The 26,897-nt window shown below is 52.2% G+C and carries 30 protein-coding genes, 2 tRNA genes and 4 rRNA genes; 6 read left to right on the forward strand and 30 right to left on the reverse strand.

Annotated elements, in window-relative coordinates; all coding sequences use genetic code 11:
* Nucleotides 1-44: 44 nt before the first annotated feature.
* The 8 genes from aceB to KGP17_RS25070 all read right to left on the reverse strand — a co-directional run bounded on the left by aceB (nucleotide 45) and on the right by KGP17_RS25070 (nucleotide 8,532).
* The gene (gene aceB, locus KGP17_RS25035; RefSeq protein WP_223498565.1) at nucleotides 45-1,643 is read right to left on the reverse strand and encodes a malate synthase A; all 1,599 of its coding nucleotides are present in this window, start codon (nucleotides 1,641-1,643) and stop codon (nucleotides 45-47) included.
* 375 nt (nucleotides 1,644-2,018) lie between these two features.
* A complete protein-coding gene (gene metA / locus KGP17_RS25040) occupies nucleotides 2,019-2,948 on the reverse strand; it encodes a homoserine O-succinyltransferase (RefSeq protein ID WP_059199050.1) in 930 nt (309 codons plus the stop codon).
* A 195-nt stretch (nucleotides 2,949-3,143) separates the two neighbouring features.
* Nucleotides 3,144-3,259 (reverse strand): 5S ribosomal RNA (gene rrf, locus KGP17_RS25045).
* Between the two features lie 52 nt (nucleotides 3,260-3,311).
* Nucleotides 3,312-3,387, reverse strand: a tRNA-Thr gene (locus KGP17_RS25050).
* Nucleotides 3,388-3,400: 13 nt separating this feature from the next.
* Nucleotides 3,401-3,516 (reverse strand): 5S ribosomal RNA (gene rrf, locus KGP17_RS25055).
* Nucleotides 3,517-3,620: 104 nt separating this feature from the next.
* Nucleotides 3,621-6,528 (reverse strand): 23S ribosomal RNA (locus tag KGP17_RS25060).
* Between the two features lie 242 nt (nucleotides 6,529-6,770).
* Nucleotides 6,771-6,846: transfer RNA gene (locus KGP17_RS25065), tRNA-Glu, on the reverse strand.
* Nucleotides 6,847-6,991: 145 nt separating this feature from the next.
* A 16S ribosomal RNA gene (locus KGP17_RS25070) occupies nucleotides 6,992-8,532 on the reverse strand.
* The 16S, 23S and 5S rRNA genes sit together here with 2 tRNA genes alongside, the layout of an rRNA operon.
* Before the next feature lie 516 nt (nucleotides 8,533-9,048).
* On the opposite strand from KGP17_RS25070, the gene KGP17_RS25075 reads away from it, so the two are divergent.
* Nucleotides 9,049-9,591, forward strand: a complete 543-nt coding sequence (locus KGP17_RS25075; RefSeq protein ID WP_021808115.1) for a gamma carbonic anhydrase family protein — start codon at nucleotides 9,049-9,051, stop codon at nucleotides 9,589-9,591.
* A 33-nt stretch (nucleotides 9,592-9,624) separates the two neighbouring features.
* On the opposite strand, the gene aroE is transcribed toward KGP17_RS25075, so the two are convergent.
* The 5 genes from aroE to dprA are packed head-to-tail and all read right to left on the reverse strand — an operon-like array spanning nucleotide 9,625 to nucleotide 13,169.
* The gene (gene aroE / locus KGP17_RS25080) at nucleotides 9,625-10,443 is read right to left on the reverse strand and encodes a shikimate dehydrogenase (protein WP_094983208.1); all 819 of its coding nucleotides are present in this window, start codon (nucleotides 10,441-10,443) and stop codon (nucleotides 9,625-9,627) included.
* An 11-nt stretch (nucleotides 10,444-10,454) separates the two neighbouring features.
* A complete protein-coding gene (gene tsaC, locus KGP17_RS25085; protein WP_223498566.1) occupies nucleotides 10,455-11,024 on the reverse strand; it encodes an L-threonylcarbamoyladenylate synthase type 1 TsaC in 570 nt (189 codons plus the stop codon).
* 7 nt (nucleotides 11,025-11,031) lie between these two features.
* Nucleotides 11,032-11,577, reverse strand: coding sequence for a type I DNA topoisomerase (locus KGP17_RS25090; protein ID WP_021182205.1), 546 nt, complete (start codon nucleotides 11,575-11,577; stop codon nucleotides 11,032-11,034).
* Nucleotides 11,578-11,602: 25 nt separating this feature from the next.
* Nucleotides 11,603-12,076 (reverse strand): DUF494 family protein, encoded by a 474-nt coding sequence (locus KGP17_RS25095; protein WP_021182206.1) that lies wholly within the window; start codon nucleotides 12,074-12,076, stop codon nucleotides 11,603-11,605.
* Complete coding sequence (gene dprA / locus KGP17_RS25100; RefSeq protein ID WP_021808118.1) at nucleotides 12,048-13,169, reverse strand: DNA-protecting protein DprA; 1,122 nt, start codon at nucleotides 13,167-13,169, stop codon at nucleotides 12,048-12,050. Before dprA ends, KGP17_RS25095 begins: the two co-directional genes overlap by 29 nt.
* A 132-nt stretch (nucleotides 13,170-13,301) precedes the next feature.
* On the opposite strand from dprA, the gene def reads away from it, so the two are divergent.
* The 5 genes from def (at nucleotide 13,302) to mscL (ending at nucleotide 18,138) form a co-directional block, all read left to right on the forward strand.
* Nucleotides 13,302-13,811 carry a peptide deformylase gene (gene def / locus KGP17_RS25105; RefSeq protein WP_021182208.1) on the forward strand — a complete coding sequence of 170 codons (510 nt, stop codon included), beginning with the start codon at nucleotides 13,302-13,304 and terminating at the stop codon, nucleotides 13,809-13,811.
* A gap of 17 nt (nucleotides 13,812-13,828) precedes the next feature.
* On the forward strand, nucleotides 13,829-14,773 hold the full coding sequence (gene fmt / locus KGP17_RS25110) for a methionyl-tRNA formyltransferase (RefSeq protein WP_071683074.1): 945 nt from the start codon (nucleotides 13,829-13,831) through the stop codon (nucleotides 14,771-14,773).
* Nucleotides 14,774-14,845: 72 nt separating this feature from the next.
* Nucleotides 14,846-16,135, forward strand: coding sequence for a 16S rRNA (cytosine(967)-C(5))-methyltransferase RsmB (gene rsmB / locus KGP17_RS25115; RefSeq protein ID WP_094983206.1), 1,290 nt, complete (start codon nucleotides 14,846-14,848; stop codon nucleotides 16,133-16,135).
* Between the two features lie 70 nt (nucleotides 16,136-16,205).
* On the forward strand, nucleotides 16,206-17,582 hold the full coding sequence (trkA, locus tag KGP17_RS25120) for a Trk system potassium transporter TrkA (protein ID WP_021182211.1): 1,377 nt from the start codon (nucleotides 16,206-16,208) through the stop codon (nucleotides 17,580-17,582).
* Between the two features lie 139 nt (nucleotides 17,583-17,721).
* Nucleotides 17,722-18,138 (forward strand): large-conductance mechanosensitive channel protein MscL, encoded by a 417-nt coding sequence (gene mscL, locus KGP17_RS25125; RefSeq protein WP_021808121.1) that lies wholly within the window; start codon nucleotides 17,722-17,724, stop codon nucleotides 18,136-18,138.
* 51 nt (nucleotides 18,139-18,189) lie between these two features.
* On the opposite strand, the gene KGP17_RS25130 is transcribed toward mscL, so the two are convergent.
* From KGP17_RS25130 to rplE, 17 genes are all read right to left on the reverse strand, one after another.
* Nucleotides 18,190-18,396, reverse strand: a complete 207-nt coding sequence (locus KGP17_RS25130) for an alternative ribosome-rescue factor A (RefSeq protein WP_021808122.1) — start codon at nucleotides 18,394-18,396, stop codon at nucleotides 18,190-18,192.
* A gap of 80 nt (nucleotides 18,397-18,476) precedes the next feature.
* Nucleotides 18,477-18,908 (reverse strand): Zn(2+)-responsive transcriptional regulator, encoded by a 432-nt coding sequence (gene zntR, locus KGP17_RS25135; protein ID WP_037376737.1) that lies wholly within the window; start codon nucleotides 18,906-18,908, stop codon nucleotides 18,477-18,479.
* A 151-nt stretch (nucleotides 18,909-19,059) separates the two neighbouring features.
* Entirely contained in the window at nucleotides 19,060-19,449 is a 390-nt protein-coding gene (rplQ, locus tag KGP17_RS25140; protein ID WP_004929726.1) for a 50S ribosomal protein L17, read from the reverse strand.
* A gap of 40 nt (nucleotides 19,450-19,489) precedes the next feature.
* Nucleotides 19,490-20,479, reverse strand: coding sequence for a DNA-directed RNA polymerase subunit alpha (rpoA, locus tag KGP17_RS25145; RefSeq protein WP_002919219.1), 990 nt, complete (start codon nucleotides 20,477-20,479; stop codon nucleotides 19,490-19,492).
* 26 nt (nucleotides 20,480-20,505) lie between these two features.
* On the reverse strand, nucleotides 20,506-21,126 hold the full coding sequence (rpsD, locus tag KGP17_RS25150) for a 30S ribosomal protein S4 (protein ID WP_021182216.1): 621 nt from the start codon (nucleotides 21,124-21,126) through the stop codon (nucleotides 20,506-20,508).
* A 33-nt stretch (nucleotides 21,127-21,159) separates the two neighbouring features.
* Nucleotides 21,160-21,549, reverse strand: coding sequence for a 30S ribosomal protein S11 (gene rpsK, locus KGP17_RS25155; protein ID WP_004929731.1), 390 nt, complete (start codon nucleotides 21,547-21,549; stop codon nucleotides 21,160-21,162).
* Between the two features lie 16 nt (nucleotides 21,550-21,565).
* Nucleotides 21,566-21,922, reverse strand: a complete 357-nt coding sequence (gene rpsM, locus KGP17_RS25160; protein ID WP_021182217.1) for a 30S ribosomal protein S13 — start codon at nucleotides 21,920-21,922, stop codon at nucleotides 21,566-21,568.
* Nucleotides 21,923-22,068: 146 nt separating this feature from the next.
* Nucleotides 22,069-22,185 carry a 50S ribosomal protein L36 gene (gene rpmJ, locus KGP17_RS25165; protein WP_002227352.1) on the reverse strand — a complete coding sequence of 39 codons (117 nt, stop codon included), beginning with the start codon at nucleotides 22,183-22,185 and terminating at the stop codon, nucleotides 22,069-22,071.
* A gap of 33 nt (nucleotides 22,186-22,218) precedes the next feature.
* Nucleotides 22,219-23,550 carry a preprotein translocase subunit SecY gene (gene secY / locus KGP17_RS25170; protein ID WP_021182218.1) on the reverse strand — a complete coding sequence of 444 codons (1,332 nt, stop codon included), beginning with the start codon at nucleotides 23,548-23,550 and terminating at the stop codon, nucleotides 22,219-22,221.
* A gap of 8 nt (nucleotides 23,551-23,558) precedes the next feature.
* Complete coding sequence (gene rplO, locus KGP17_RS25175; RefSeq protein ID WP_021182219.1) at nucleotides 23,559-23,993, reverse strand: 50S ribosomal protein L15; 435 nt, start codon at nucleotides 23,991-23,993, stop codon at nucleotides 23,559-23,561.
* Nucleotides 23,994-23,996: 3 nt separating this feature from the next.
* Complete coding sequence (rpmD, locus tag KGP17_RS25180; RefSeq protein WP_004956161.1) at nucleotides 23,997-24,176, reverse strand: 50S ribosomal protein L30; 180 nt, start codon at nucleotides 24,174-24,176, stop codon at nucleotides 23,997-23,999.
* A gap of 6 nt (nucleotides 24,177-24,182) precedes the next feature.
* Entirely contained in the window at nucleotides 24,183-24,683 is a 501-nt protein-coding gene (rpsE, locus tag KGP17_RS25185) for a 30S ribosomal protein S5 (protein WP_021182220.1), read from the reverse strand.
* Nucleotides 24,684-24,697: 14 nt separating this feature from the next.
* A complete protein-coding gene (gene rplR, locus KGP17_RS25190) occupies nucleotides 24,698-25,051 on the reverse strand; it encodes a 50S ribosomal protein L18 (protein ID WP_021182221.1) in 354 nt (117 codons plus the stop codon).
* 9 nt (nucleotides 25,052-25,060) lie between these two features.
* Nucleotides 25,061-25,594 carry a 50S ribosomal protein L6 gene (gene rplF, locus KGP17_RS25195; RefSeq protein WP_021182222.1) on the reverse strand — a complete coding sequence of 178 codons (534 nt, stop codon included), beginning with the start codon at nucleotides 25,592-25,594 and terminating at the stop codon, nucleotides 25,061-25,063.
* Between the two features lie 14 nt (nucleotides 25,595-25,608).
* Nucleotides 25,609-26,001, reverse strand: a complete 393-nt coding sequence (gene rpsH / locus KGP17_RS25200) for a 30S ribosomal protein S8 (protein ID WP_021182223.1) — start codon at nucleotides 25,999-26,001, stop codon at nucleotides 25,609-25,611.
* A 30-nt stretch (nucleotides 26,002-26,031) separates the two neighbouring features.
* On the reverse strand, nucleotides 26,032-26,337 hold the full coding sequence (gene rpsN, locus KGP17_RS25205; RefSeq protein ID WP_021182224.1) for a 30S ribosomal protein S14: 306 nt from the start codon (nucleotides 26,335-26,337) through the stop codon (nucleotides 26,032-26,034).
* Nucleotides 26,338-26,350: 13 nt separating this feature from the next.
* Nucleotides 26,351-26,890: a 50S ribosomal protein L5 gene (gene rplE / locus KGP17_RS25210; RefSeq protein WP_021808125.1), complete on the reverse strand. Its 540-nt coding sequence runs from the start codon at nucleotides 26,888-26,890 to the stop codon at nucleotides 26,351-26,353.
* Nucleotides 26,891-26,897 lie beyond the last annotated feature (7 nt).

Below are 26,897 nucleotides of genomic sequence, written 5' to 3' on the forward strand. Positions count from 1 at the left end.
TTTTATCCTTTTCAATACTGTAGGGTTAAAGGTCAGGAACGGTTTCAGGCCAGTAATTCGTAGCCGGGTAAGGTCAGGAAATCGATTAATTCATCTTGCGTGGTGATACGCTCCATCAGCTGTGCCGCCTCTTCGAAGCGGCCTGCGTGATAACGCGCTTCACCCAGTTCTTTACGAACGACCTGCATCTCTTCCTGCAGCATCTGGCGGAACAGGGCCTTGGTTACCTGTTGGCCATTGCTGAGGCTTTTCTCGTGATGGATCCACTGCCAAATTGAGGTACGTGAAATCTCGGCAGTAGCGGCGTCTTCCATCAGGCCATAAATCGGTACGCAGCCATTACCGGAGATCCAGGCTTCAATGTATTGCACCGCTACGCGGATATTGGCGCGCATGCCGGTTTCGGTACGCTCACCGTCACACGGTTCCAGCAGTTGCGCCGCCGTGATAGGTGCATCATTCTCACGCAGCACCTCTAGTTGATTCTGCCGCTCCCCCAGGATGCGGTTGAACACTTCCATCACCGTATCGGCCAAACCTGGATGTGCCACCCAAGTCCCGTCATGGCCATTGGTCGCTTCCAGTTCTTTATCCGCACGCACCTTGCCCAACACCACCGCGTTTTGCTCGGCGTCTTTGCTGGGGATAAACGCCGCCATCCCCCCCATCGCAAAAGCACCGCGGCGGTGGCAGGTCTTGATGAGCAAGCGAGAATAAGCACTGAGGAAAGGCTGGGTCATAGTGACGGACTGACGGTCCGGTAGCACCCGATCGCCATGGTTCTTCAGCGTTTTGATATAGCTGAAGATGTAGTCCCAACGGCCACAGTTCAGCCCGACGATATGATCGCGCAGGTGATACAGGATCTCGTCCATCTGGAATACCGCAGGCAGGGTTTCAATCAATACCGTGGCCTTGATGGTGCCGCGCGGCAACCCGAAGCGATCCTCGGTAAAGCTAAAGACTTCATTCCACCAGGCAGCCTCCTGCCAGGACTGGGTTTTCGGCAGGTAGAAATACGGGCCGCTGCCTTTTGCCAGCAGTTGGCGATAGTTATGGAAGAAATAGAGTGCAAAATCGAACAACCCGCCAGGGATCGCTTCCCCCTGCCACTGCACGTGTTTTTCCGGCAAATGCAGGCCACGTACGCGGGCAATCAACACCGCCGGGTTGGGTTTGAGCTGGTAAATCTTGCCGGCTTCATTGGTGTAAGAGATGGTGCCGTTGACCGCATCATGCAGGTTGATCTGCCCGTCGATAACCTTGTCCCAGCTGGGTGCCAGTGAGTCTTCAAAGTCGGCCATAAACACTTTGACGTTGGCATTGAGGGCATTGATCACCATTTTGCGTTCAACCGGACCGGTAATCTCAACCCGACGGTCGCGCAAGTCAGCGGGAACGCCGCGGATCTGCCAGTCACCCTGCCGAATGGAATCCGCTTCCGAAATAAAGCCAGGCAACTCGCCGCGATCGATTTTCTCTTGCCAGCTGGCGCGTGCCGCCAACAGTTTGTTGCGTTGCGGCGTAAATTTCCCCACCAGTTCCGCCAGGAACTCGACCGCATCATCCGTCAGTATCTGCCGCTCTGCAGAGCCGAAAGCCTGTGTAAACGCTAATTCTGTGCCTACCATCTGTTGCGTCATTGTCTTGATCCTTTCCATCATTCCACGCCGCCATTGCAGGCCAGGCGAAGCATTGTTGTCGGAAATCGGGTGAAAAAAAGACCGCCAACTGGTCAGATGTCATCCCGCAGGATCCTAGAATAACCAACAAAAATTAAAAATCAAAAACGATTTCCATTTTTTTAATAAATATTTTATTAACCTTTTATTATCAATTGATTAGATTATTTATCATTTATAGCAAACTAGGAAACCGGTTCCATTACGATAAAGGAATGCCGGTAATACATTGTTTTTAAATAAGTTATCGATGCTGAAACGTTGCAGGTTTGGCAGGAAAAACGGCAGGGTAAACCAGGGCGGCCTCGATTCAGCCACCCGGTGCAGAGAAAAATGTTACTCGAGGGTAGGATTCATATGACGCAGATCGAACGGCGTGATCTGGTAAACGTAGTAGTTCAACCAGTTGGAAAACAGCAGGTGACCATGGCTTCGCCATGAAGCTGCGGGGGGCAATTCGGGGTTGTCATCGGGGAAATAATTTAGCGGTACGCTCGGGTTGAGGCCTGCATCGTTATCACGACAATACTCACCCGCTAGCGTCAGGGCGTCATATTCCGGATGCCCGGTGACAAAGGCCATGCGCTTATCCTTGGTAGCGAACAGATAGGCGCCAGCCAGTTCTGATTCAGCCAGGATATCCAGATCGGTGTACTGCCGCAGGATCTCGGTTGGGAAATCAGCATAGCGGGAGTGAGGAGCCAGGAAGGTTTCATCAAAACCTCGGGTCAGCAAGGCATGTTGGTGCAGCGTACGATGCTGGTACACTCCGGAGAGCTTCACCTCACGCGTCTTCTTTGGAATGCCGTACAGGATGTTTAGCGCGGCCTGCACTGCCCAGCAGACAAACAGGGTTGAAGTCACATGATCCTTGGCCCACTCGATCACTCGCTCGATCTGCGGCCAATAGGCAACATCACAGAAGTCCACCAGGCCCAGCGGAGCGCCAGTGACGATCAGCCCGTCAAAGTTCTCATTCTGGATATCTTCAAAGTTACAGTAGAAATTATTCAGGTGCTCCGTGGGCGTATTCTTCGACTCACGGCTATCGATGCGCAGTAGCTGAATATCGATCTGCAATGGCGAGTTGGAAAGCAAACGCAGAAACTGGTTTTCCGTTTCGATCTTTTTCGGCATCAGGTTGAGGATAAGTACCTTTAACGGCCTGATTTCCTGTGTTTTTGCGCGTGAGGATGTCATGACAAACACGTTCTCATTACGCAAGAAATTGACCGCAGGTAACTCATCAGGAACACGAATCGGCATTGCTTACCCCTCACACATCCGTTTATACGTTTAGACTTCTAGATGCCCGAAGATAGCGCTTTTTTAGCGTCATGTCGAGGATTCAACGGGAAGGTGAAAATGTTTCATCGCCAGGCTGTCAGCCAGTATGGGGAATTTCAAACCGCACAAAAGCAAAAAGGCCATCCTTGCGGATGGCCTCTCGGCTTAATTGATGCTTGGCAGTGTCCTACTCTCGCATGGGGAGACCCCACACTACCATCGGCGCTACGGCGTTTCACTTCTGAGTTCGGCATGGGGTCAGGTGGGACCACCGCGCTATTGCCGCCAAGCAAATTCTTTTGATTCTTTTTTCTGCCGAACTTCTAAACCACTTAAATAAAGTGGTGCTGATACCCAGAGTCGAACTGGGGACCTCACCCTTACCAAGGGTGCGCTCTACCAACTGAGCCATATCAGCACGCTAATTTGATGCCTGGCAGTGTCCTACTCTCGCATGGGGAGACCCCACACTACCATCGGCGCTACGGCGTTTCACTTCTGAGTTCGGCATGGGGTCAGGTGGGACCACCGCGCTATTGCCGCCAGGCAAATTCGTTTCATTTCAACCGCTTCACTCTCGTGTCGCCATTGAAACCAATCTCGGAACTTTGCTGAAAATTGTCGTCTACTCTAAAACACCTTCGGTGTTGTAAGGTTAAGCCTCACGGATCATTAGTACTGGTTAGCTCAATGCATCGCTGCACTTACACACCCAGCCTATCAACGTCTTAGTCTTAAACGTTCCTTCAGGGGCCTTAAAGGCCCAGGGAAGACTCATCTCGAGGCAAGTTTCGCGCTTAGATGCTTTCAGCGCTTATCTTTTCCGCACTTAGCTACCGGGCAGTGCCATTGGCATGACAACCCGAACACCAGTGGTGCGTTCACTCCGGTCCTCTCGTACTAGGAGCAACCCCTCTCAATCTTCCAACGCCCACGGCAGATAGGGACCGAACTGTCTCACGACGTTCTAAACCCAGCTCGCGTACCACTTTAAATGGCGAACAGCCATACCCTTGGGACCTACTTCAGCCCCAGGATGTGATGAGCCGACATCGAGGTGCCAAACACCGCCGTCGATATGAACTCTTGGGCGGTATCAGCCTGTTATCCCCGGAGTACCTTTTATCCGTTGAGCGATGGCCCTTCCATTCAGAACCACCGGATCACTAAGACCTACTTTCGTACCTGCTCGAGCCGTCACTCTCGCAGTCAAGCTAGCTTATGCCTTTGCACTAACCTCACGATGTCCGACCGTGATTAGCTAACCTTCGTGCTCCTCCGTTACTCTTTGGGAGGAGACCGCCCCAGTCAAACTACCCACCAGACACTGTCCTCACCCCGGATTACGGGGCCGAGTTAGAACATCAAACATTAAAGGGTGGTATTTCAAGGTTGGCTCCATGCAGACTGGCGTCCACACTTCAAAGCCTCCCACCTATCCTACACATCAAGGCTCAATGTTCAGTGTCAAGCTATAGTAAAGGTTCACGGGGTCTTTCCGTCTTGCCGCGGGTACACTGCATCTTCACAGCGAGTTCAATTTCACTGAGTCTCGGGTGGAGACAGCCTGGCCATCATTACGCCATTCGTGCAGGTCGGAACTTACCCGACAAGGAATTTCGCTACCTTAGGACCGTTATAGTTACGGCCGCCGTTTACTGGGGCTTCGATCAAGAGCTTCGCCTTGCGGCTGACCCCATCAATTAACCTTCCAGCACCGGGCAGGCGTCACACCGTATACGTCCACTTTCGTGTTTGCACAGTGCTGTGTTTTTATTAAACAGTTGCAGCCAGCTGGTATCTGCGACTGGCTTCAGCTCCGAGAGCAAGTCTCTTCACCTACGCGCCAGCGTGCCTTCTCCCGAAGTTACGGCACCATTTTGCCTAGTTCCTTCACCCGAGTTCTCTCAAGCGCCTTGGTATTCTCTACCTGACCACCTGTGTCGGTTTGGGGTACGATTTGATGTTACCTGATGCTTAGAGGCTTTTCCTGGAAGCAGGGCATCAACTACTTCTGCACCGTAGTGCATCGTCATCACGCCTCAGGGTTAGTAAGTAACCGGATTTACCAGGTCACTCCCCCTACACGCTTAAACCGGGACAACCGTCGCCCGGCTAGCCTAGCCTTCTCCGTCCCCCCTTCGCAGTAACACCGAGTACAGGAATATTAACCTGTTTCCCATCGACTACGCCTTTCGGCCTCGCCTTAGGGGTCGACTCACCCTGCCCCGATTAACGTTGGACAGGAACCCTTGGTCTTCCGGCGAGCGGGTTTTTCACCCGCTTTATCGTTACTTATGTCAGCATTCGCACTTCTGATACCTCCAGCAAACCTCACAGTTCACCTTCAACGGCTTACAGAACGCTCCCCTACCCAACAACGCCTAAGCGTCGCTGCCGCAGCTTCGGTGCATGGTTTAGCCCCGTTACATCTTCCGCGCAGGCCGACTCGACCAGTGAGCTATTACGCTTTCTTTAAATGATGGCTGCTTCTAAGCCAACATCCTGGCTGTCTATGCCTTCCCACATCGTTTCCCACTTAACCATGACTTTGGGACCTTAGCTGGCGGTCTGGGTTGTTTCCCTCTTCACGACGGACGTTAGCACCCGCCGTGTGTCTCCCGTGATAACATTCTTCGGTATTCGGAGTTTGCATCGGTTTGGTAAGCCGGGATGGCCCCCTAGCCGAAACAGTGCTCTACCCCCGAAGATGAGTTCACGAGGCGCTACCTAAATAGCTTTCGGGGAGAACCAGCTATCTCCCGGTTTGATTGGCCTTTCACCCCCAGCCACAAGTCATCCGCTAATTTTTCAACATTAGTCGGTTCGGTCCTCCAGTTAGTGTTACCCAACCTTCAACCTGCCCATGGCTAGATCACCGGGTTTCGGGTCTATACCTTGCAACTATTCGCCCAGTTAAGACTCGGTTTCCCTACGGCTCCCCTATACGGTTAACCTTGCTACAAAATATAAGTCGCTGACCCATTATACAAAAGGTACGCAGTCACACCACGAAGGTGCTCCCACTGCTTGTACGTACACGGTTTCAGGTTCTATTTCACTCCCCTCGCCGGGGTTCTTTTCGCCTTTCCCTCACGGTACTGGTTCACTATCGGTCAGTCAGGAGTATTTAGCCTTGGAGGATGGTCCCCCCATATTCAGACAGGATGTCACGTGTCCCGCCCTACTCATCGAACTCACAGTTAATGCATTTTAGTGTACGGGGCTATCACCCTTTGCTGCGCGACTTTCCAGACGCTTCCACTAACACAAGAACTGATTCAGGTTCTGGGCTGTTCCCCGTTCGCTCGCCGCTACTAGGGGAATCTCGGTTGATTTCTTTTCCTCGGGGTACTTAGATGTTTCAGTTCCCCCGGTTCGCCTCGTATGGCTATGTATTCACCATACGATAGTGTGTCGAAACACACTGGGTTTCCCCATTCGGGTATTGCCGGTTATAACGGTTCATATCACCTTACCGACACTTTTCGCAGATTAGCACGCCCTTCATCGCCTCTGACTGCCTAGGCATCCACCGTGTACGCTTAGTCACTTAACCTCACAACCCGAAGGTGTTTCTGTAAACAGAGACACTGTCGTGCTGTTTATTTGAGAGACTCTATGACAGGTTAATCCTTACCCCAATAGTTCTACGGAGGGATAAGTTTCAGCTGTCATGTTTCAATTTTCAGCTTGTTCCAGATTGTTAAAGAGCAATATCTTAAACACGACTCGCAAGAGTCATCTTTAAGATAATCAGTCACGAATGACCGGTGATAATGTCTTTCACTCATTATCGGATGGCGTCCCCAAGGGGATTCGAACCCCTGTTACAGCCGTGAAAGGGCAGTGTCCTAGGCCTCTAGACGATGGGGACACAAAATCCGATTAAACCCAGGGTTTAACCGTTTCTCGTATCAGCATGAGTCCAGAAGACTCATTACATCAACAGGTAGCGCTTTGCTCATTACTTTTCATCAGACAATCTGTGTGGACACTGCACGCAACTGCATATCTTTAGGTAAGGAGGTGATCCAACCGCAGGTTCCCCTACGGTTACCTTGTTACGACTTCACCCCAGTCATGAATCACAAAGTGGTAAGCGCCCTCCCGAAGGTTAAGCTACCTACTTCTTTTGCAACCCACTCCCATGGTGTGACGGGCGGTGTGTACAAGGCCCGGGAACGTATTCACCGTAGCATTCTGATCTACGATTACTAGCGATTCCGACTTCACGGAGTCGAGTTGCAGACTCCGATCCGGACTACGACATACTTTATGAGGTCCGCTTGCTCTCGCGAGTTCGCTTCTCTTTGTATATGCCATTGTAGCACGTGTGTAGCCCTACTCGTAAGGGCCATGATGACTTGACGTCATCCCCACCTTCCTCCGGTTTATCACCGGCAGTCTCCTTTGAGTTCCCGCCATGACGCGCTGGCAACAAAGGATAAGGGTTGCGCTCGTTGCGGGACTTAACCCAACATTTCACAACACGAGCTGACGACAGCCATGCAGCACCTGTCTCACAGTTCCCGAAGGCACCAATCCATCTCTGGAAAGTTCTGTGGATGTCAAGAGTAGGTAAGGTTCTTCGCGTTGCATCGAATTAAACCACATGCTCCACCGCTTGTGCGGGCCCCCGTCAATTCATTTGAGTTTTAACCTTGCGGCCGTACTCCCCAGGCGGTCGACTTAACGCGTTAGCTCCGGAAGCCACGCCTCAAGGGCACAACCTCCAAGTCGACATCGTTTACAGCGTGGACTACCAGGGTATCTAATCCTGTTTGCTCCCCACGCTTTCGCACCTGAGCGTCAGTCTTTGTCCAGGGGGCCGCCTTCGCCACCGGTATTCCTCCAGATCTCTACGCATTTCACCGCTACACCTGGAATTCTACCCCCCTCTACAAGACTCTAGCTTGCCAGTTTCAAATGCAGTTCCCAAGTTAAGCTCGGGGATTTCACATCTGACTTAACAAACCGCCTGCGTGCGCTTTACGCCCAGTAATTCCGATTAACGCTTGCACCCTCCGTATTACCGCGGCTGCTGGCACGGAGTTAGCCGGTGCTTCTTCTGCGAGTAACGTCAATGAACGGTGCTATTAACACCGAACCCTTCCTCCTCGCTGAAAGTGCTTTACAACCCGAAGGCCTTCTTCACACACGCGGCATGGCTGCATCAGGCTTGCGCCCATTGTGCAATATTCCCCACTGCTGCCTCCCGTAGGAGTCTGGACCGTGTCTCAGTTCCAGTGTGGCTGGTCATCCTCTCAGACCAGCTAGGGATCGTCGCCTAGGTGAGCCATTACCTCACCTACTAGCTAATCCCATCTGGGCACATCCGATGGTGTGAGGCCCGAAGGTCCCCCACTTTGGTCCGAAGACGTTATGCGGTATTAGCTACCGTTTCCAGTAGTTATCCCCCTCCATCGGGCAGTTTCCCAGACATTACTCACCCGTCCGCCGCTCGTCACCCAGGAGCAAGCTCCTTGTGCTACCGCTCGACTTGCATGTGTTAGGCCTGCCGCCAGCGTTCAATCTGAGCCATGATCAAACTCTTCAATTAAAAGCTTGACTTGCTGCAACTCGTGCAGCGATGCTCGAAAATTAACTTTCGTAATCATTCATTCGCATGAATGACTGCTTGGTCACTCTTCAAGACTTGATATTTTTTTGCTACCGAAGTAGCTGGATATCGTCTTGTGAGTGCCCACACAGATTGTCTGATAAATTGTTAAAGAGCAGTGAGTTACGCGCTTTCGCTTGCTAACTCGAGGTGGCGTATATTACGCTTTCCTCTTTCAGAGTCAACCTTAATTTCAGGTTTTTTCTCTGCGACCCCCGGAGACTCTGTGAAGTTGTTCACATGTTCCGTGTCGATGGAGGCGCATTATAGGGATCCCATTTTTTTCCACAACCCCTTTTTAGATCTTTTCTTACCGACTGCGCACTTTTCCGCCCTTTCGCACGGATCTTGCCCGATCAAGGTCGTTTTACCGACGATCCCCCGTGTTAACTGGTTGTAATTCCACCGTCAAAGTCTAGTATTGCCGGTAATAAGATCCTTATACGAGGCAATCCCATGTCCAATTCAGTGCGTCCTTATCTGCATTACTCCCCTCAAATTGGCCAACGCGTCATGATCGATCCTTCCAGCGTAGTGATCGGCAACGTTGATCTGGCTGATGACGTCAGCGTTTGGCCCTTGGTTGCCATCCGCGGTGATGTCAACGCGGTAAAGATCGGCGCACGCAGTAATATCCAGGATGGCAGCATTCTGCATGTCACCCATCAATCCGATTATAATCCGGCGGGTTACCCTTTACTGATCGGCGAGGATGTCACCGTTGGGCATAAAGCCATGCTGCATGGTTGTACCATCGGTAATCGCGTTTTGGTGGGGATGGGCTCCATTCTGCTCGACGGTGCCGTAATAGAAGATGATGTGATGATTGGTGCAGGTAGCCTGGTCGCACCCGGCAAGCATCTGGAGAGTGGCTACTTATATGTAGGCAGCCCTGCACGCCGGGTTAGAGCCTTGACCCCGGCGGAACTGGAAGGGCTACGCTATTCGGCCAATAACTATGTACGTTGGAAAGACGAATATCTCAGTGAAGATATCTAACTGCCCCGCCCTGCTTGCCAGAGCGGGGCCCCCTCACACCGCCATTTCCTGACGTAATTGCTGCAATACCGGTTCGATCTCCGGCATCACGCCATGCCATAAAAAGAAAGCATGGGCAGCCTGCCCCACCAGCATGCCTAAACCGTCCGCATAATGTTGCGCCCCCAACTGCTGAGCCCAGGCCAGGAATGGGGTGCTGCCCTGTTGGTAGAACATGTCATAGCACCGGGTCGTGCTGTGGATAATACTGTCAGGCAGTGCCGGGATCTCCCCCTTGAATCCTGAAGCAGTCGCGTTGATCACTAAATCAAAATGCTGTTGATCCAGCCGATCCAGCGGCAAGGCAGCGATCTCCCCCAGATGCCGGAACGCCGCTGCCAACTCCTCGGCACGGCTGAAGGTGCGGTTGGTCAACACCACTTCACAACCAAAAGAGAGCAATGGCAGGATCACGCCGCGCGCAGCACCACCGGCTCCAACCAGCAACACGCGGTCACTTGGCAGAATCAAACGTTGGCGTTCAAGATCAGACAGCAAACCGATACCGTCGGTGTTATCCCCCAGCAGCTTTCCATCGGGCAATACCTTTAGCGTATTCACCGCACCGGCCATTGCCGCCCTTTCGCTAAGTTCGCTTGCTGCCTCATAGGCACATTCTTTAAAAGGGACGGTGACGTTGGCCCCTTGGCCACCAGCAGCAATAAACTGCTGCAAGGTGGGTACAAATCCGTCCAACGGAGCTAGCACGGTGCCGTAGGGGTGTTCGATCCCGGTTTGCTGCGCAAACAGCGCGTGGATGCGTGGGGATTTACTGTGAGCAATCGGGTTACCGAATACCGCGAACTTCTCCATAGATCTAGCCTCTAGCCCTGACGGATCTGCTTACCGGTCAAAGCATCTCTGATTTCAGAAGGGTTTAACCGGCCACCCACGTTACCTGCCAGCACCGGGAAAGCGTCACCAAACTGCTGTATCACTTCGGCTACGGTGCGGCACGGCTCCTCACCGCTTAAGTTGGCACTGGTTGACACCAGCGGCTTACCGAACTGGCGGCACAGCTGTTGCACCAAAGGATGATCGCTAACGCGCACGGCCAACGAACTAAAGCGGCCTGTCAGCAGGGCTGGCGTTTGCGGTTTTGCCGGGATCACCCAGGTTACCGGGCCAGGCCAACTGGCAAAGATCGTGGCACGCTGCTGCTCGTTCAATGCGCCATCATCAATATACGGCGCTAGCTGAGCATAATCGGCAGCGATCAGGATCAAGCCTTTTTCCCACGGACGTTGTTTCAAGGCCAACAGCTGTCTGACGGCCTGTTCGCTATCTGGGTCACACCCCAGACCGAATACCGCTTCTGTTGGATAAGCGATTACTTGCTGGTTTTCCAGCGCGGCAATAATAGGCGCGAATGCGGAAGTTTGTTCTGGGTTCATAGCTTGATTATTCTGAGATAGCGACGGGTTTTCCGCACAGTTTACTGGCGCAGCAAAGCGTTGGGCCTTTTGCCGTGCGCTTTTCCATCAGTAATGGATAGTGGCAGTAAGCACACTCACCGGCGACGGGTTTAAAATTGAGTACAAACTGACATTCCGGATAGCGATCGCAGGAATGGAACACCTTGCCATAGCGAGATTTGCGCTGCAGCAGTTGGCCTTGGCCACACTGAGGGCAGGCGATGCTGGTTTCATCCGGTTTGTCGATCACTTCAGTATGATCGCAGTCGGGATAATGGCTGCAACCAATAAACATGCCATAACGTCCCTGGCGCAACACCAGCGTTGCCTGGCATTTCGGGCATTGCTGGCCCTCCAGCACTTTGACGATATGGCCATCCGCCTGCGCTTTCAAAGGCCGGATATACTCGCACTGCGGATATTGAGAACAGCCGAGGAAGGGGCCGTGGCGACCACTGCGGATCACCAACTCGGCCCCGCATTCCGGACAGGGTTCATTTTGCCTCGCGGCAAAAATCGCTGGTTTTGTCATAACGTCTTCTATGCCTGTTACCTACTCAGTGCAGGTAACCTTCGTTTACTTCAAATAACAGTTCTTCCATCTGCTGATAGGCGCTCTCATATCCGGGGATATTGAACAACACCATCAGCACTACCCATTTCAGATCTTCGAGATCAAATTCCGTATTATCCAAAGCCATAACACGATCGATAACCATTTCACGGGTTTCGAGGTTCAATACCTGGATCTGTTCTAGGAACAGGAGAAAACCACGGCAACCGGCATCTAAACGCACGCTCTCTTCTTCGGTGTAGATCCGCATAGCCAGCGGATCGGCATCCATAAAATAAGGGGCATTCTCGCCTTCCTGGAGGTCTGCAAGCTTTTCGAGCCAATTCAACGCGTTGAAGATATCATCACGATCAAATCCTGCTTCGGTAAGATCGTCGGTCAAGGTATCCTGATCAACGTGCATCTCTGGCTCATTGTGGATATAGGTCTCAAACAAATACATGAGTACGTCGAACATGGCATGCCCTCCTTATTCGGACATAGCCGCCGGGTACAGCTGCGATCCAACCTGCTAACTCCAGATCGAGTAATTTGATTACTACCTCTGGCACAGGTTGGCCGGCACGTTCAGCGACGACGTCAACAGGTGTCACCTCATCTCCTACGTTAGCCAACACATCGGCAAATGGCAATTCAACTTCGGCCTCTGATGCAGAAATAGTTGTATTTTCGCTCACGGACAGCCATTGCAGCCCACTTCCCAGCTGTTCTGCGATATCTTTTGGGCCGGTGACCAGGCTGGCCCCCTGCTGGATCAGCCAATGAGTTCCCTCGCTCATCGGGTTACCCAATGCTCCCGGCAGGGCAAACACTTCGCGCCCCTGTTCTAACGCATAGCGCGCGGTGATCAGCGACCCGCTACGCAATGAAGCCTCTATGACCACCACACCCGCGCTTAATCCACTAATAATACGGTTACGACGCGGGAAATGAGCCGCCAGCGGCAAATCGGTAGCCAGATGCTCGGAAATCACAGCGCCACCCTGCTCAATGATTTGCTCCGCCAGCCGGCGATGGCGGCGTGGGTAGATATTTGCCAGACCGCTACCCAATACCGCAATGGTGACCCCTTCAGCCTCCAAAGTGGCACGGTGACAGATCCCGTCAATGCCAATCGCCAAGCCGCTGGTGATGGCGAAACCGCAATGCACCAACCCGCTGGCAAAGTAACTGCCCCACTGCTCGCCATAGTGGCTGAACTGACGGCTACCCACCATAGCGATTTGCGGCTGTTGCAAAACCTCTATATCTCCCTGCACCATCAGTAATAACGGCGCGTCATCGATATGCGCCAAGAGTTCGGGATACGCTGGCTCACCGTATCGCACCATCTGATTGCCCAGCTGCTCCAGCCAGTTGAGCGTTGCCTTGAGATATTGCCCATGCCCCCGCCGAAACTGCCTTTGCTGCTGGTCATTCAGCCCCAGGGGCTTAAGCAACCGATAAGGATCGCCGCCTTCGGCAATCAGGCGATCGATAATCTGGCTGGCCTGCGGGGCGTCGATCTTTGTCACCGCATGCATACGTAGAGCGATTTCTTCTGGCCGCATGGAGCATTCCCTCGCTGCAATTAGGGGATTACCAATTCGTGCAATTGGTCTGGGATGCTGTCAATCAGGCCAAGAAATGTCTAGAATAGAAGCTAATCACTGTTCATCACTCGGATACAGATCTTAAGATATATGTCAGTCTTGCAGGTATTACATTTCCCAGACGAGCGGCTACGCAAAATTGCGGCCCCGGTAAAAGAAGTCAATGCAGATATCCAGCGCATCGTGGATGATATGTTTGAAACCATGTACGCAGAGGAAGGCATTGGCCTGGCTGCGACACAGGTCGATATTCATCAGCGCATTATCGTCATCGACGTTTCTGAAAACCGCGATCAACGCCTGGTGTTGATCAACCCGGAACTGCTGGAAAAAAGCGGTGAAACCGGTATCGAAGAAGGCTGCCTTTCCATCCCTGAGCAACGTGCCCTGGTGCCACGCGCAGAGAAAGTGAAGATCCGCGCCCTCAATCGTGAAGGACAACCTTTTGAGCTTGAGGCCGATGACCTGCTGGCAATCTGTATCCAGCACGAAATGGATCATCTGGTTGGCAAACTGTTTGTCGATTACCTGTCGCCGTTGAAACGCCAACGTATCCGTCAGAAACTGGAAAAAATGGCCAAGCTTGAAGCTCGCGCCTAACCGATCAGGAAATCAACGTGTCTGACTCTTTACGGATTATTTTTGCCGGAACTCCAGACTTTGCAGCGCGTCACCTAGACGCGCTGTTGTCATCTGGGCACCAGGTGGTCGGCGTCTTCACCCAGCCCGATCGCCCCGCAGGCCGCGGTAACAAACTGACGCCAAGCCCGGTCAAGGTGCTGGCCGAACAGCATCAAATCCCCGTTTTCCAGCCTAAGTCACTGCGCCCGCAAGAGAATCAGCATCTGGTTGCCGACCTGAATGCGGACGTGATGGTGGTGGTAGCCTATGGCCTGATCCTGCCGAAAGCCGTGCTGGATATGCCTCGCCTGGGCTGTATCAACGTTCATGGTTCTCTGCTGCCACGCTGGCGCGGTGCGGCACCGATCCAACGCGCTTTGTGGGCTGGCGATAGCGAAACTGGCGTAACCATCATGCAAATGGACGTGGGTCTCGATACCGGCGACATGATGCACAAGATCGCTTGCTCGATCGAAGCCACGGATACCAGTGCCAGCCTGTACAACAAGCTGGCAGAACTGGGGCCACAAGGGCTGTTGATTACCTTGCAGCAATTGGCGGCGGGTACGGTGCAGCGAGAAGTTCAAGACGAAGCGCTGGTGACCTACGCAGAAAAGCTGAGCAAGGAAGAGGCACGCCTGGATTGGAGCCTTTCTGCCGAACAGTTGGAACGCTGTATTCGTGCTTTCAACCCTTGGCCAATCAGCTATTTCACCATCGACGATCAACCGGTGAAAGTCTGGCAGGCAACCGTGCTGGCGGAAACCGCCAACGCAGAACCGGGTACTATCGTGCACGCCGACAAGCACGGCATTCAGGTGGCTACCGCGCAAGGTATTCTCAACCTCACGCAGCTCCAGCCTGCCGGTAAAAAACCGATGTCGGCACAAGATTTACTGAATTCTCGCCGCGAATGGTTCACGCCGGGCAACCGGTTATAAGCCACTCCCATTGCCCGGCCATTGTTGCCGGGCTGTTCGTTTCTTAATGCCGATCGTAATCCGCCTTAGCCTATGAAAAACAATTACAATCTCCGAAGCATTGCTGCCAAGGCCATCGGCCAGGTACTGGATCAAGGGCAGTCGCTCAGCACCATTTTGCCCGCATTACAAAAAAATATTTCTGATAAAGACCGTGGGCTATTGCAGGAGCTCTGCTTTGGTACGCTGCGGGTGCTGCCGCAGCTCGAATGGTGCATCCAGCAGTTAATGGCAAAGCCTATGACCGGTAAACAGCGCCCACTGCACTATTTGCTGATGGTTGGCCTGTATCAGTTGCTGTATACCCGTATTCCACCGCACGCAGTGTTAGCCGAAACGGTTGAAGGCGCGGTCGCCTTGAAGCGCCCACAGCTGAAAGGATTGATTAACGGTGTACTGCGCCAGTTCCAACGCCAGCAAGAAGAACTGCTGGCACGTGCAGCCAATAACGAAAGCCGCTATCTGCACCCTAGCTGGTTGCTTAAACGCATCAAACTGGCTTATCCGGCACAGTGGGAACAGATCGTTGATGCCAATAATCAGAAGCCGCCAATGTGGCTGCGCGTTAATCGTCTGCACCATACCCGTGAAGATTATCTGCAGCTTATGCAGCAGGCCGGCATTGCTGCCGAGCCTCATGCGGAGTATCGCGACGCAGTGCGCTTGTTGGCCCCGTGCCCAGTAACGGACTTGCCCGGCTTCTCCGAGGGCTGGGTAACGGTACAAGACGCCTCCGCTCAAGGTTGCGTTGATCTGCTGGATCCGCAAAACGGCGAACAGATCCTCGATCTTTGCGCAGCCCCCGGCGGCAAAACGACCCATATTCTGGAAGCCGCTCCTAAAGCTCACGTGCTCGCCGTGGATATTGACGAACAGCGTTTAAGCCGGGTGAAAGAAAACCTGCAGCGCCTGCGCCAGCATGCAGAAGTTCGCCAGGGTGATGGCCGCACCCCGCAGGAATGGTGCGGTGACCAACAGTTCGATCGTATCCTGTTAGATGCCCCTTGTTCCGCCACCGGCGTTATTCGCCGCCACCCGGATATCAAATGGCTGCGTCGTGACAGCGATATCGCCGAACTGGCCGCCTTACAGAGTGAGATTTTGGAAGCCATCTGGCCACGCCTGAAACCCGGCGGCGTGATGGTCTATGCCACCTGCTCTATTCTGCCGCAGGAAAATAGTGAGCAGATAGCCGCGTTCCTGCAACGTCACGGCGATGCCAAGCTGGTTGAAACCGGCGATGTACAATCACCAGGTAAACAGAATCTTCCTCATCCTGAGGATGGCGATGGTTTCTTTTACGCTAAGCTGATTAAAATATAACTGTTCAGGGAGCGCCCGCGGGCATTCTCAACTATCGGCTACGGCCGTCGCAGATCGAGCAGAGAAATCGATGAAAATAATTATTCTTGGCGCAGGACAAGTAGGCGGAACACTGGCTGAAAACCTGGTGGGTGAAAATAACGATATCACCGTGGTCGATACCGATACCGGGCGCCTACGCCAGTTGCAGGACAAGTTTGACCTGCGCGTCGTCCAGGGGCACGGCTCCCACCCACGTGTGTTACGTGAAGCCGGTGCCGAAGATGCCGATATGCTGGTTGCCGTCACCAACTCTGACGAAACCAATATGGTCGCCTGCCAGATCGCTTATACGCTGTTTAACACCCCGAACCGCATTGCACGGATCCGGGCGCCGGATTATATCCGTGAGTCCGAGAAGCTATTCCATCCAGAAGCGGTGCCCATCGACCACCTGATCTCACCCGAGCAGTTGGTTATCGATTACATCTACAAGCTGATCGAATACCCTGGCGCCTTGCAGGTGGTGAACTTTGCCGACGGCAAGGTCAGCATCGCCGCTGTGAAGGCCTATTATGGCGGCCCACTGGTGGGGAATGCTCTGTCTGCCATGCGTGAGCATATGCCACATATCGATACTCGCGTGGCGGCTATTTTTCGCCATGACCGCCCGATACGCCCGCAAGGCTCGACCATAATCGAAGCCGGCGATGAGGTGTTCTTCGTTGCCGCATCACAGCATATCCGCGCAGTAATGAGTGAGCTGCAACGGCTCGAAAAGCCCTATAAACGCATCATGATCGTCGGCGGTGGTAACGTAGGTGCCGGACTGGCGCATCGGTTGGAAAAATCGTACAACGTGAAGCTGATTGAGAAAAACCAGCAACGTGCCGCCGAACTGGCAGAGCAACTGCACGATACCATCGTATTTTACGGTGATGCCTCCGATCAGGAACTGCTGGCCGAAGAGCATGTCGAGCAGGTGGACGTATTTATTGCCATCACCAACGATGACGAAGCCAATATCATGTCTGCCATGCTGGCCAAGCGCATGGGGGCCAAAAAGGTGATGGTATTGATCCAGCGCCGTGCCTATGTCGATCTGGTCCAGGGCAGCGTGATTGATATCGCAATTTCGCCACAGCAGGCCACCATCTCCGCGCTGCTGGGGCACGTACGTAAAGCCGATATTGTCAGCGTCTCCTCATTGCGCCGCGGCGTTGCCGAAGCCATTGAAGCGATTGCCCATGGCGATGAAAGCACCTCCAAGGTCGTAGGCCGTATGGTCGAAGAGATTAAGCTGCCGCCAGGTACCACCATTGGCGCGATCGTGCGCGGCGATGATGTGATCATTGCCAACGGCAACAGCCGGATCCAGCAAGGCGACCACGTGATCATGTTTATTACCGATAAGAAATTTGTGCCAGACGTTGAGCGCCTGTTCCAACCAAGCCCGTTCTTCTTATAGATACTTAAATCATGCGAATGATTTTTTGACACATCCCAGGTCGAGGATTAGGAAAAACAAAAAATTTTCCTATACTGATTGTGTCAAAGGGGAATTGCTTTGTTAAAATTGCGTTACTAATTTTTTGAGGGGTGTTCTGATGGGTATGTTAAAAGAGTTCCGCGAATTTGCCATGCGTGGCAACGTGGTCGATCTGGCAGTGGGTGTGATCATTGGTGCGGCATTCGGTAAAATTGTGTCTTCCCTGGTTGCCGACATCATCATGCCACCTTTGGGGCTGCTGATCGGTGGCGTTGATTTCAAACAGTTCCATCTGGTACTGCGTGAAGCCAAAGACAATGTCCCAGCGGTAGTGATGAACTATGGCTCCTTCCTGCAGAATATCTTTGATTTCGTGATCGTCGCCTTTGCGATCTTTATGGCCATCAAATTGATGAACAAAATGCGCCGTAAAGAAGTTGAAGAGCCGGCCGCACCGCCTGCGCCAACCGCAGAAGAGAAGCTGCTGACAGAAATCCGCGATCTGCTGAGTCAGCAACAGCAGCCGAAGCTGTAATTCACCGCTTATAACGCTAAAAGCCATCTTACGAGATGGCTTTTTTGCGGGTTAAAACCAGAAGGCCAGTGGTAAATTGTCGTTGGGCAATTTACCACTGGCCTCCCAGTTACCGCCTTTTGCATGTTTGTCTTTACGCCGGTAGCTGCCTTTCCCTTTACTGTTCTTCTCTACCCGTTGGCGGAAAAGAGGGTCATGTAGCAACGCCTCAATAGCATTGTCCTGGATCTTGCCTTTGGTATGACGATATTGAGTCATCATGGTCTTCCTGTTGGTTGGTGATAATAAACGCGCCGATAATACTGCTGGCCAGATAAAAATTAAAGCCCCAGACGCCGTTAAACCGCACTTTTAGCTTTCTCTTCGCTGGCTCCCTGCTCCAAAGCCTCCAGGATCGAACAATAATTGCTGGTGTGTTCGCTACCACAGCAGGCATCGCTGAGCCTTTTCAGCGACTCACGCATTCTGGTTAACTCGGTCAGTTTGCTTTCAACCTCATGCAGGCGCGCATCAACGATGGATTTCGACTCTTCGCAGGTGTGATGCTCTGGATCCACACGGATCGACAGCAATTCGGCGATAGTTTCCAGCGTGAAGCCCAGTTGCTTGGCATAGCGGATAAAACGCAGGCGTTGTAAGTCCTGATCGCTATACAGCCGGTAGCCGCCCTCGGTACGAACATGATGATCCATCATGCCTTGCTTCTCGTAATAGCGCACAGTATCTGGCGTTACGCCAGCCAGCTTGGCTAATTGCCCAATCTTGAACATCATGACTTCTCCGTGTTGCACTTATCACTGATAGCCTGAGCATAGCGAATATGGGGAGGGATCTTAAGCATTGCCGGGAGGGAAGAGCACGTTTGGCGAGCTACAGATGTAAAAAAACCGGGCAAGCCCGGTTTTTTTACGCTTCCACAGATTACTCTGCAGTTGCTACTTCTGCTTGAGACTCAGCACGATCAACCAGCTCGATGTATGCCATCGGCGCGTTGTCGCCTGCGCGGAAGCCACACTTCAGAATGCGAGTGTAACCACCGGCACGGCTCGCAAAACGCGGGCCTAGCTCGTTAAACAGTTTTGCCACGATCTCGTTATCACGAGTACGGGCGAATGCCAGACGACGATTAGCAACGCTGTCGGTCTTGGCAAGAGTAATCAGCGGCTCAACAACGCGACGCAGCTCTTTCGCTTTTGGCAGGGTCGTCTTGATGATCTCATGACGAACCAAAGAGCCGGCCATGTTACGGAACATAGCCTGGCGATGGCTGCTGTTACGGTTCAGTTGACGACCACTCTTACGATGGCGCATGACCTTATCCTTCTCAGTAAAACCTTAACCTGTGATCCGGTTACTCGTCAGCAATGCTAGCCGGTGGCCAATTTTCCAGGCGCATGCCCAGAGAAAGTCCACGGGAAGCCAGCACGTCTTTAATCTCAGTAAGAGATTTTTTACCCAGGTTAGGCGTTTTCAAAAGCTCAACCTCGGTACGCTGTACCAGATCACCGATGTAGTGGATAGCTTCTGCCTTAAGGCAGTTAGCAGAGCGGACAGTCAATTCCAGATCGTCAACAGGGCGCAGCAGGATCGGATCGAATTCTGGTTTCTCTTCTTTCACTTCCGGCTGACGTACATCACGTAGGTCAACGAAAGCTTCCAGTTGTTCAGCCAGAATGGTGGCCGCACGGCGGATCGCCTCTTCAGGATCGATCGTACCATTGGTTTCCATCTCGATGACCAGCTTGTCCAGGTCAGTACGCTGTTCTACACGCGCTGCTTCAACATTGTAGGCAATACGCTCTACAGGGCTATAGCAGGCGTCAACCAACAGACGACCAATCGGGCGCTCATCTTCTTCCGAATGAATTCGGGCAGAAGCCGGCACATAACCACGACCGCGCTGAACTTTGATACGCATGCTGATAGCAGCGTTCTCATCGGTCAGGTGGCAGATAACGTGCTGCGGCTTGACGATTTCGACATCACCATCATGGGTAATGTCGGCAGCGGTCACAGGGCCAATGCCAGATTTATTCAGGGTAAGAATAACTTCATCTTTCCCTTGAACTCTCACCGCCAGCCCTTTCAGGTTGAGCAAGATCTCCAGGATATCTTCCTGTACGCCTTCTTTGGTGCTGTACTCATGTAGTACACCATCAATCTCAACCTCGGTCACCGCGCAACCCGGCATAGATGAAAGCAGAATACGGCGCAGTGCGTTGCCAAGAGTATGGCCAAAGCCACGCTCTAACGGCTCAAGGGTCACCTTGGCGTGCGTCGAACTGACTTGCTCGATATCTACCAGGCGCGGTTTTAGAAACTCTGTCACAGAACCCTGCATTGTGTCCTCTCTTTGAAACTCAAGCCTTACTTGGAGTAAAGCTCGACGATCAGGTGTTCGTTAATGTCGGCGGACAGATCGGTACGTTCAGGAATACGTTTGAACACACCTTCCATCTTCGCAGCATCAACTTCCAGCCAAGTCGGCTTTTCACGCTGCTCAGCCAGCTCCAGAGAAGCCTTAACACGAGACTGCTTTTTAGCTTTCTCGCGGATGCTGACTACGTCATTCGGAGATACCTGATAAGAAGCGATGTTAACAACGCGACCATTTACCATAACGGCTTTATGGCTAACCAGCTGACGTGATTCTGCACGAGTGGCGCCGAAGCCCATACGGTAAACTACGTTGTCCAGACGACCTTCCAGAAGGGTCAACAGGTTTTCACCGGTGTTGCCTTTCAGGCGGGTTGCTGCTTTGTAATAGTTACGGAACTGACGCTCCAGAACACCGTACATACGGCGAACTTTTTGCTTTTCACGTAACTGTACACCGTAGTCAGACAGACGCGGTTTACGCGCACCGTGTTGACCAGGTGGCTGTTCAATTTTGCACTTTGAATCTATCGCGCGAACGCCAGACTTCAGGAACAGGTCTGTGCCCTCGCGGCGGCTAAGCTTGAGCTTAGGACCCAAATATCTTGCCATTTTCTTTCTCCAACAATCCGAAAAGCAGGGGCGTTACACGCGACGCTTTTTCGGTGGACGACAACCGTTATGAGGAATCGGAGTCACATCGGTAATATTAGTGATGCGGAAACCAGCCGCGTTCAGAGCGCGGATAGTAGACTCACGACCAGGACCAGGTCCTTTAACCATAACTTCCAGGTTCTTGATACCGTATTCTTTAACTGCGTCAGCACAACGCTCGGCTGCAACCTGAGCTGCAAACGGAGTTGACTTACGAGAACCACGGAAACCGGAACCACCGGCTGTTGCCCAACCCAAAGCATTACCCTGACGATCGGTAATAGTCACAATGGTGTTGTTGAAAGAAGCATGGATATGAGCCACGCCGTCAGAGACTTGTTTTCTTACACGCTTACGTGTACGAACAGGTGCCTTTGCCATTATTCAATCACCCCGATTATTTCTTGATCGGTTTACGCGGACCCTTACGGGTACGTGCGTTGGTCTTAGTACGCTGACCGCGAACTGGCAGACCACGACGATGGCGTAAACCACGGTATGTACCAAGATCCATCAGACGCTTGATGCTCAGGGTAACTTCACGACGCAAATCACCTTCAACAGTGAATTTGGCAACTGCTTCACGCAGTTGTTCAATTTGCTCTTCAGACAGCTCACTGATCTTAACATTTTCAGCAATACCCGTCTCAGCACAGATAGACTGTGAACGAGTTTTGCCGATTCCGAAGATCGACGTTAACGCGATAACGGTATGTTTATGATCAGGAATGTTAATGCCTGCTATACGGGCCACTATGCACTCCTACTAATTTTTACGGCAACACCATTCTGAAAAGCCCGTTTTCAGGATACTCAAATAATGTTGCAGCTACATACAAAAGATTGGCTGGCTAATCTAGCCAGCTCAACCCAACTTTGCAAGAAAAATATGCGAGATAATCAGCCTTGACGCTGTTTATGCTTCGGCTCGGCGCTGCAAATCACACGAACGACACCGTTACGCTTAACGATTTTGCAGTTACGACATAATTTCTTGACGGAAGCACGAACTTTCATTTTTACTCTCCGTAACTTCTCAAACGCACCAGATTAGCGGTTATAGCCTTTCAGGTTTGCTTTCTTCAATGCAGACTCGTACTGACTTGACATCATCAGAGTTTGCACTTGAGCCATAAAGTCCATGATGACGACAACCACGATCAGTAGCGAGGTACCACCAAAGTAGAATGGTACTTTCATTGCATCACGCATGAACTCCGGGATCAGGCAGATGAAAGTAATGTACATCGCGCCCACCAGGGTTAAACGCGTCATCACTTTATCGATATATTTCGCCGTTTGCTCTCCCGGACGAATTCCTGGTACGAAGGCACCGGACTTCTTCAGGTTATCTGCTGTTTCACGCGGGTTGAAAACCAACGCCGTGTAGAAGAAACAGAAGAAGATGATTGCAGACGCATAGAGTAACACATAAAGCGGTTGTCCAGGCTGCAAATACAGCGAAATCGTTGTCAGCCAGTTCCAACCGGTACCGCCCCCAAACCATGATGCAATCGTGGCAGGGAACAGAATAATGCTGGAAGCGAAGATTGCCGGGATTACCCCTGCCATATTCACTTTCAACGGTAAGTGTGTGCTCTGTGCTGCGTAAACACGACGACCCTGTTGACGTTTCGCATAGTTAACGACGATACGACGTTGACCACGTTCAATGAAAACAACGAAGAAGGTTACTGCAAACACTAATACTGCAACCAACAGCAACAAGAGGAAGTGCAGGTCGCCTTGCCGAGCTTGCTCAATAGTATGGCCAACTGCCGGCGGAAGACCCGCCACAATACCCGCGAAGATAATGATTGAGATACCGTTACCGATACCACGTTCAGTAATCTGCTCGCCCAGCCACATCAGGAACATTGTCCCGGTAACCAGACTCACAACCGCAGTAAAGTAGAATGCAAAGCCTGGGTTTAACACCAGGCCCTGCATACCAGGCATATTCGGCAGACCGGTAGCAATACCGATCGACTGGAATATGGCCAACACCAGCGTACCGTAGCGGGTGTACTGGCTAATCTTGCGACGGCCAGCCTCCCCTTCTTTCTTGATTTCCGCCAACGCTGGGTGAACCACCGTCAGTAACTGGATAATGATCGAGGCCGAAATGTACGGCATGATCCCCAGAGCAAAAATAGAAGCACGGCTGAGAGCACCACCAGAGAACATGTTAAACATTTCAATGATGGTGCCTCTCTGCTGTTCGAGCAGTTTGGCAAGCACAGTGGCATCGATACCAGGAATCGGAATGAAAGAGCCAATGCGGAAAACAATCAGCGCGCCGATAACAAACAAAAGTCTGCGCTTCAGCTCGCCGAGTCCGCCTTTAGCACTTTGAAAATCTAATCCTGGTTGCTTAGCCATCAGCTTACTTATTCCTCAATTTTACCGCCAGCAGCCTCGATAGCAACACGAGCGCCTTTGGTGACACGCAGACCACGCAGGGTAACCGGACGAGTGATTTCGCCAGAAAGCATAACTTTCGCGAACTCGATCTGGGTACCAACAACGTTAGCGGCTTTCAGCGTGTTCAGGTCGATTACGTCGCCTTCAACAAGAGCCAGTTCAGACAGACGAACTTCTGCCGTGATCATAGCTTTGCGAGAGGTGAAGCCGAATTTCGGCAAACGACGATATAAAGGCATCTGACCACCTTCAAACCCACGACGTACGCCACCGCCAGAACGTGAGTTCTGACCTTTGTGACCACGACCGGCGGTTTTACCCAGGCCAGAACCAATACCACGACCTACACGCTTAGGCGCATGCTTGGCACCTTCAGCCGGAGACAGAGTATTTAAACGCATCTGTTACTCCTCAACCTTAACCATGTAGGAAACCAGGTTGATCATACCGCGTACAGCAGGAGTATCCTCGCGCTCTACGGTGTGACCAATACGACGCAGACCCAGACCGAGCAGTGTAGCTTTATGCTTCGGCAGACGGCCAATGGAGCTGCGAACTTGTGTAACTTTGATAGTCTTAGCCATGGTCAATTACCCCAGAATGTCTGCAACGGATTTACCACGCTTGGCAGCGACCATTTCAGGAGACTTCATATTAGCCAAAGCGTCGATAGTTGCACGAACCACGTTGATCGGGTTGGTGGAACCATAAGCTTTAGCCAGTACGTTGTGCACCCCAGCAACTTCGAGAACGGCGCGCATTGCACCACCCGCGATGATACCGGTACCTTCATGAGCTGGCTGCATGAACACACGGGAACCCGTATGAGCACCTTTAACAGGGTGCTGCAGGGTGCCGCCGTTCAGCGCGACATTCATCATGTTGCGACGGGCTTTTTCCATCGCTTTCTGGATCGCTGCTGGAACTTCGCGTGCTTTGCCGTAGCCAAAACCAACGCGACCGTTACCATCACCAACTACTGTCAGTGCGGTAAAGCTGAAAATACGGCCACCTTTTACGGTTTTAGATACGCGGTTTACCGCGATCAGCTTTTCCTGCAGTTCGCCAGCTTGTTTTTCGATGTGAGCCATCTTAAACCTCTTCCTTAGAACTGAAGGCCAGCTTCACGGGCAGCATCTGCCAGTGCCTGGACTCGACCATGATATTGGAAACCGGAACGGTCAAAGGAGACTTTCGCAATCCCTTTTTCCAACGCGCGCTCAGCCAGAGCTTTACCTACGGCTGCTGCTGCGTCTTTGTTACCGGAGTACTTCAATTGCTCAGTGATAGCTTTTTCTAAAGTAGAAGCGGCTACCAGAACTTCAGAACCATTAGGAGCAATGACCTGTGCGTAAATGTGACGCGGGGTACGATGTACCACTAGGCGGGTTGCACCCAGTTCTTTGAGCTTACGGCGTGCGCGGGTCGCACGACGGATACGAGCAGATTTCTTATCCATAGTGTTACCTTACTTCTTCTTAGCCTCTTTGGTACGCACGACTTCGTCGGCGTAACGGACACCCTTGCCTTTATAAGGCTCAGGACGGCGGTAGGCACGCAGATCTGCAGCAACCTGGCCAATAACCTGCTTATCAGCGCCTTTCAGCACGATTTCAGTTTGGCTTGGGCATTCAGCAGTAATACCTGCTGGCAGCTGGTGATCGATTGGGTGAGAGAAGCCCAGGGCTAAATTCACCACGTTGCCTTTAACAGCAGCACGATAACCAACACCTACCAGTTGAAGCTTCTTGGTGAAACCTTCGGTAACACCGACAACCATTGCGTTCAGCAGAGCGCGCGTGGTACCCGCTTGGGCCCATGCGTTAGCAAAACCTTCGCGCGGGGCGAAAGTCAGTGCGTTAGCTTCTTGCTTCACTTCAACGGCGTCATGGACTGTACGAGTCAGCTCGCCGTTCTTACCCTTAACCGAAATAACCTGACCGTTGAGTTTTACCTCTACGCCGGCAGGAATGACGACGGGTGCTTTTGCAACACGAGACATTCTTTCCTCCCGAATTAAGCTACGTAGCAGATAATCTCGCCACCAAGACCAGCTTGGCGAGCTGCACGATCGGTCATAACACCTTTAGAGGTAGAAATAACAGCGATACCCAGACCGGCCATAACTTTTGGCAGTGCATCTTTTTTCTTGTAGATGCGCAGACCTGGACGACTGATACGCTGAATGCTTTCTACCACTGCCTTGCCCTGGAAGTACTTCAGTACCAGTTCCAGAACAGGCTTGGTGTCGCCTTCAATTTTGAAATCTTCAATAAAACCTTCTTCCTTCAGCACGTTGGCAATTGCCACTTTCAGCTTGGAGGAAGGCATGGTGACCGCAACTTTGTTCGCGGCTTGACCGTTACGGATACGGGTCAGCATATCCGCGATCGGATCTTGCATGCTCATCTGTCTTTACTCCCGTGATTCAATTGGTAATTACCAGCTAGCCTTTTTCAAGCCTGGTACTTCACCGCGCATAGCGGCTTCACGTAGCTTGATACGGCTCAACCCGAATTTGCCCACATAACCATGTGGACGGCCAGTTTGACGGCAGCGTTTACGCTGACGAGACGGGCTGGAATCACGCGGCAGAGACTGGAGCTTGAGAACAGCATCCCAACGATCTTCGTCAGAAGAGTTCACACCAGAAATGATAGCTTTCAATTCCTCGCGTTTAGCGCGGTACTTGTCAGCCAGTTTCACGCGAACGACTTCGCGTGCTTTCATTGATTGCTTAGCCATTAGTAACCCTGCCTTACTTGCGGAACGGGAAGTTAAAAGCAGCCAACAGCGCGCGGCCTTCATCATCAGATTTCGCAGAAGTGGTAATGGTAATATCCAAACCACGAACGCGATCGACTTTGTCGTAGTCGATTTCTGGGAAGATGATTTGCTCACGCACACCCATGCTGTAGTTACCACGGCCATCGAATGACTTAGCGGACAAGCCACGGAAGTCACGGATACGTGGAACAGCAATGGAAATCAGACGCTCAAAGAACTCCCACATGCGTTCGCCACGCAGAGTTACTTTACAGCCGATCGGATAGCCCTGGCGGATTTTGAAGCCTGCAACAGATTTGCGTGCTTTGGTGATGAACGGCTTTTGACCGGAGATTGCTGCCAAGTCAGCTGCTGCATTATCCAGCAGTTTCTTGTCAGCGATCGCTTCACCAACACCCATATTCAGGGTGATCTTCTCGACCCGAGGGACTTGCATGACAGAGTTGTAATCAAACTGAGACATCAGTTGTTTGACTACCTCGTCTTTGTAGTAATCATGCAGTTTCGCCATCGTCATA

The sequence above is a fragment of the Serratia sp. JSRIV001 genome, from assembly GCF_019968745.1.
Lineage (GTDB): Bacteria > Pseudomonadota > Gammaproteobacteria > Enterobacterales > Enterobacteriaceae > Chania > Chania fonticola_B.

Bases quoted from the DNA above. Each gene is read 5' to 3' on its own strand.
- aceB (WP_223498565.1), bottom strand. From the start codon at position 1,643: ATGACGCAACAGATGGTAGGCACAGAATTAGCGTTTACACAGGCTTTC.
- metA (WP_059199050.1), bottom strand. From the start codon at position 2,948: ATGCCGATTCGTGTTCCTGATGAGTTACCTGCGGTCAATTTCTTGCGT.
- KGP17_RS25075 (WP_021808115.1), top strand. From the start codon at position 9,049: ATGTCCAATTCAGTGCGTCCTTATCTGCATTACTCCCCTCAAATTGGC.
- aroE (WP_094983208.1), bottom strand. From the start codon at position 10,443: ATGGAGAAGTTCGCGGTATTCGGTAACCCGATTGCTCACAGTAAATCC.
- tsaC (WP_223498566.1), bottom strand. From the start codon at position 11,024: ATGAACCCAGAACAAACTTCCGCATTCGCGCCTATTATTGCCGCGCTG.
- KGP17_RS25090 (WP_021182205.1), bottom strand. From the start codon at position 11,577: ATGACAAAACCAGCGATTTTTGCCGCGAGGCAAAATGAACCCTGTCCG.
- KGP17_RS25095 (WP_021182206.1), bottom strand. From the start codon at position 12,076: ATGTTCGACGTACTCATGTATTTGTTTGAGACCTATATCCACAATGAG.
- dprA (WP_021808118.1), bottom strand. From the start codon at position 13,169: ATGCGGCCAGAAGAAATCGCTCTACGTATGCATGCGGTGACAAAGATC.
- def (WP_021182208.1), top strand. From the start codon at position 13,302: ATGTCAGTCTTGCAGGTATTACATTTCCCAGACGAGCGGCTACGCAAA.
- rsmB (WP_094983206.1), top strand. From the start codon at position 14,846: ATGAAAAACAATTACAATCTCCGAAGCATTGCTGCCAAGGCCATCGGC.
- trkA (WP_021182211.1), top strand. From the start codon at position 16,206: ATGAAAATAATTATTCTTGGCGCAGGACAAGTAGGCGGAACACTGGCT.
- mscL (WP_021808121.1), top strand. From the start codon at position 17,722: ATGGGTATGTTAAAAGAGTTCCGCGAATTTGCCATGCGTGGCAACGTG.
- KGP17_RS25130 (WP_021808122.1), bottom strand. From the start codon at position 18,396: ATGACTCAATATCGTCATACCAAAGGCAAGATCCAGGACAATGCTATT.
- zntR (WP_037376737.1), bottom strand. From the start codon at position 18,908: ATGTTCAAGATTGGGCAATTAGCCAAGCTGGCTGGCGTAACGCCAGAT.
- rplQ (WP_004929726.1), bottom strand. From the start codon at position 19,449: ATGCGCCATCGTAAGAGTGGTCGTCAACTGAACCGTAACAGCAGCCAT.
- rpoA (WP_002919219.1), bottom strand. From the start codon at position 20,479: ATGCAGGGTTCTGTGACAGAGTTTCTAAAACCGCGCCTGGTAGATATC.
- rpsD (WP_021182216.1), bottom strand. From the start codon at position 21,126: ATGGCAAGATATTTGGGTCCTAAGCTCAAGCTTAGCCGCCGCGAGGGC.
- rpsK (WP_004929731.1), bottom strand. From the start codon at position 21,549: ATGGCAAAGGCACCTGTTCGTACACGTAAGCGTGTAAGAAAACAAGTC.
- rpmJ (WP_002227352.1), bottom strand. From the start codon at position 22,185: ATGAAAGTTCGTGCTTCCGTCAAGAAATTATGTCGTAACTGCAAAATC.
- secY (WP_021182218.1), bottom strand. From the start codon at position 23,550: ATGGCTAAGCAACCAGGATTAGATTTTCAAAGTGCTAAAGGCGGACTC.
- rplO (WP_021182219.1), bottom strand. From the start codon at position 23,993: ATGCGTTTAAATACTCTGTCTCCGGCTGAAGGTGCCAAGCATGCGCCT.
- rpmD (WP_004956161.1), bottom strand. From the start codon at position 24,176: ATGGCTAAGACTATCAAAGTTACACAAGTTCGCAGCTCCATTGGCCGT.
- rpsE (WP_021182220.1), bottom strand. From the start codon at position 24,683: ATGGCTCACATCGAAAAACAAGCTGGCGAACTGCAGGAAAAGCTGATC.
- rplR (WP_021182221.1), bottom strand. From the start codon at position 25,051: ATGGATAAGAAATCTGCTCGTATCCGTCGTGCGACCCGCGCACGCCGT.
- rplF (WP_021182222.1), bottom strand. From the start codon at position 25,594: ATGTCTCGTGTTGCAAAAGCACCCGTCGTCATTCCTGCCGGCGTAGAG.
- rpsH (WP_021182223.1), bottom strand. From the start codon at position 26,001: ATGAGCATGCAAGATCCGATCGCGGATATGCTGACCCGTATCCGTAAC.
- rpsN (WP_021182224.1), bottom strand. From the start codon at position 26,337: ATGGCTAAGCAATCAATGAAAGCACGCGAAGTCGTTCGCGTGAAACTG.
- rplE (WP_021808125.1), bottom strand. From the start codon at position 26,890: ATGGCGAAACTGCATGATTACTACAAAGACGAGGTAGTCAAACAACTG.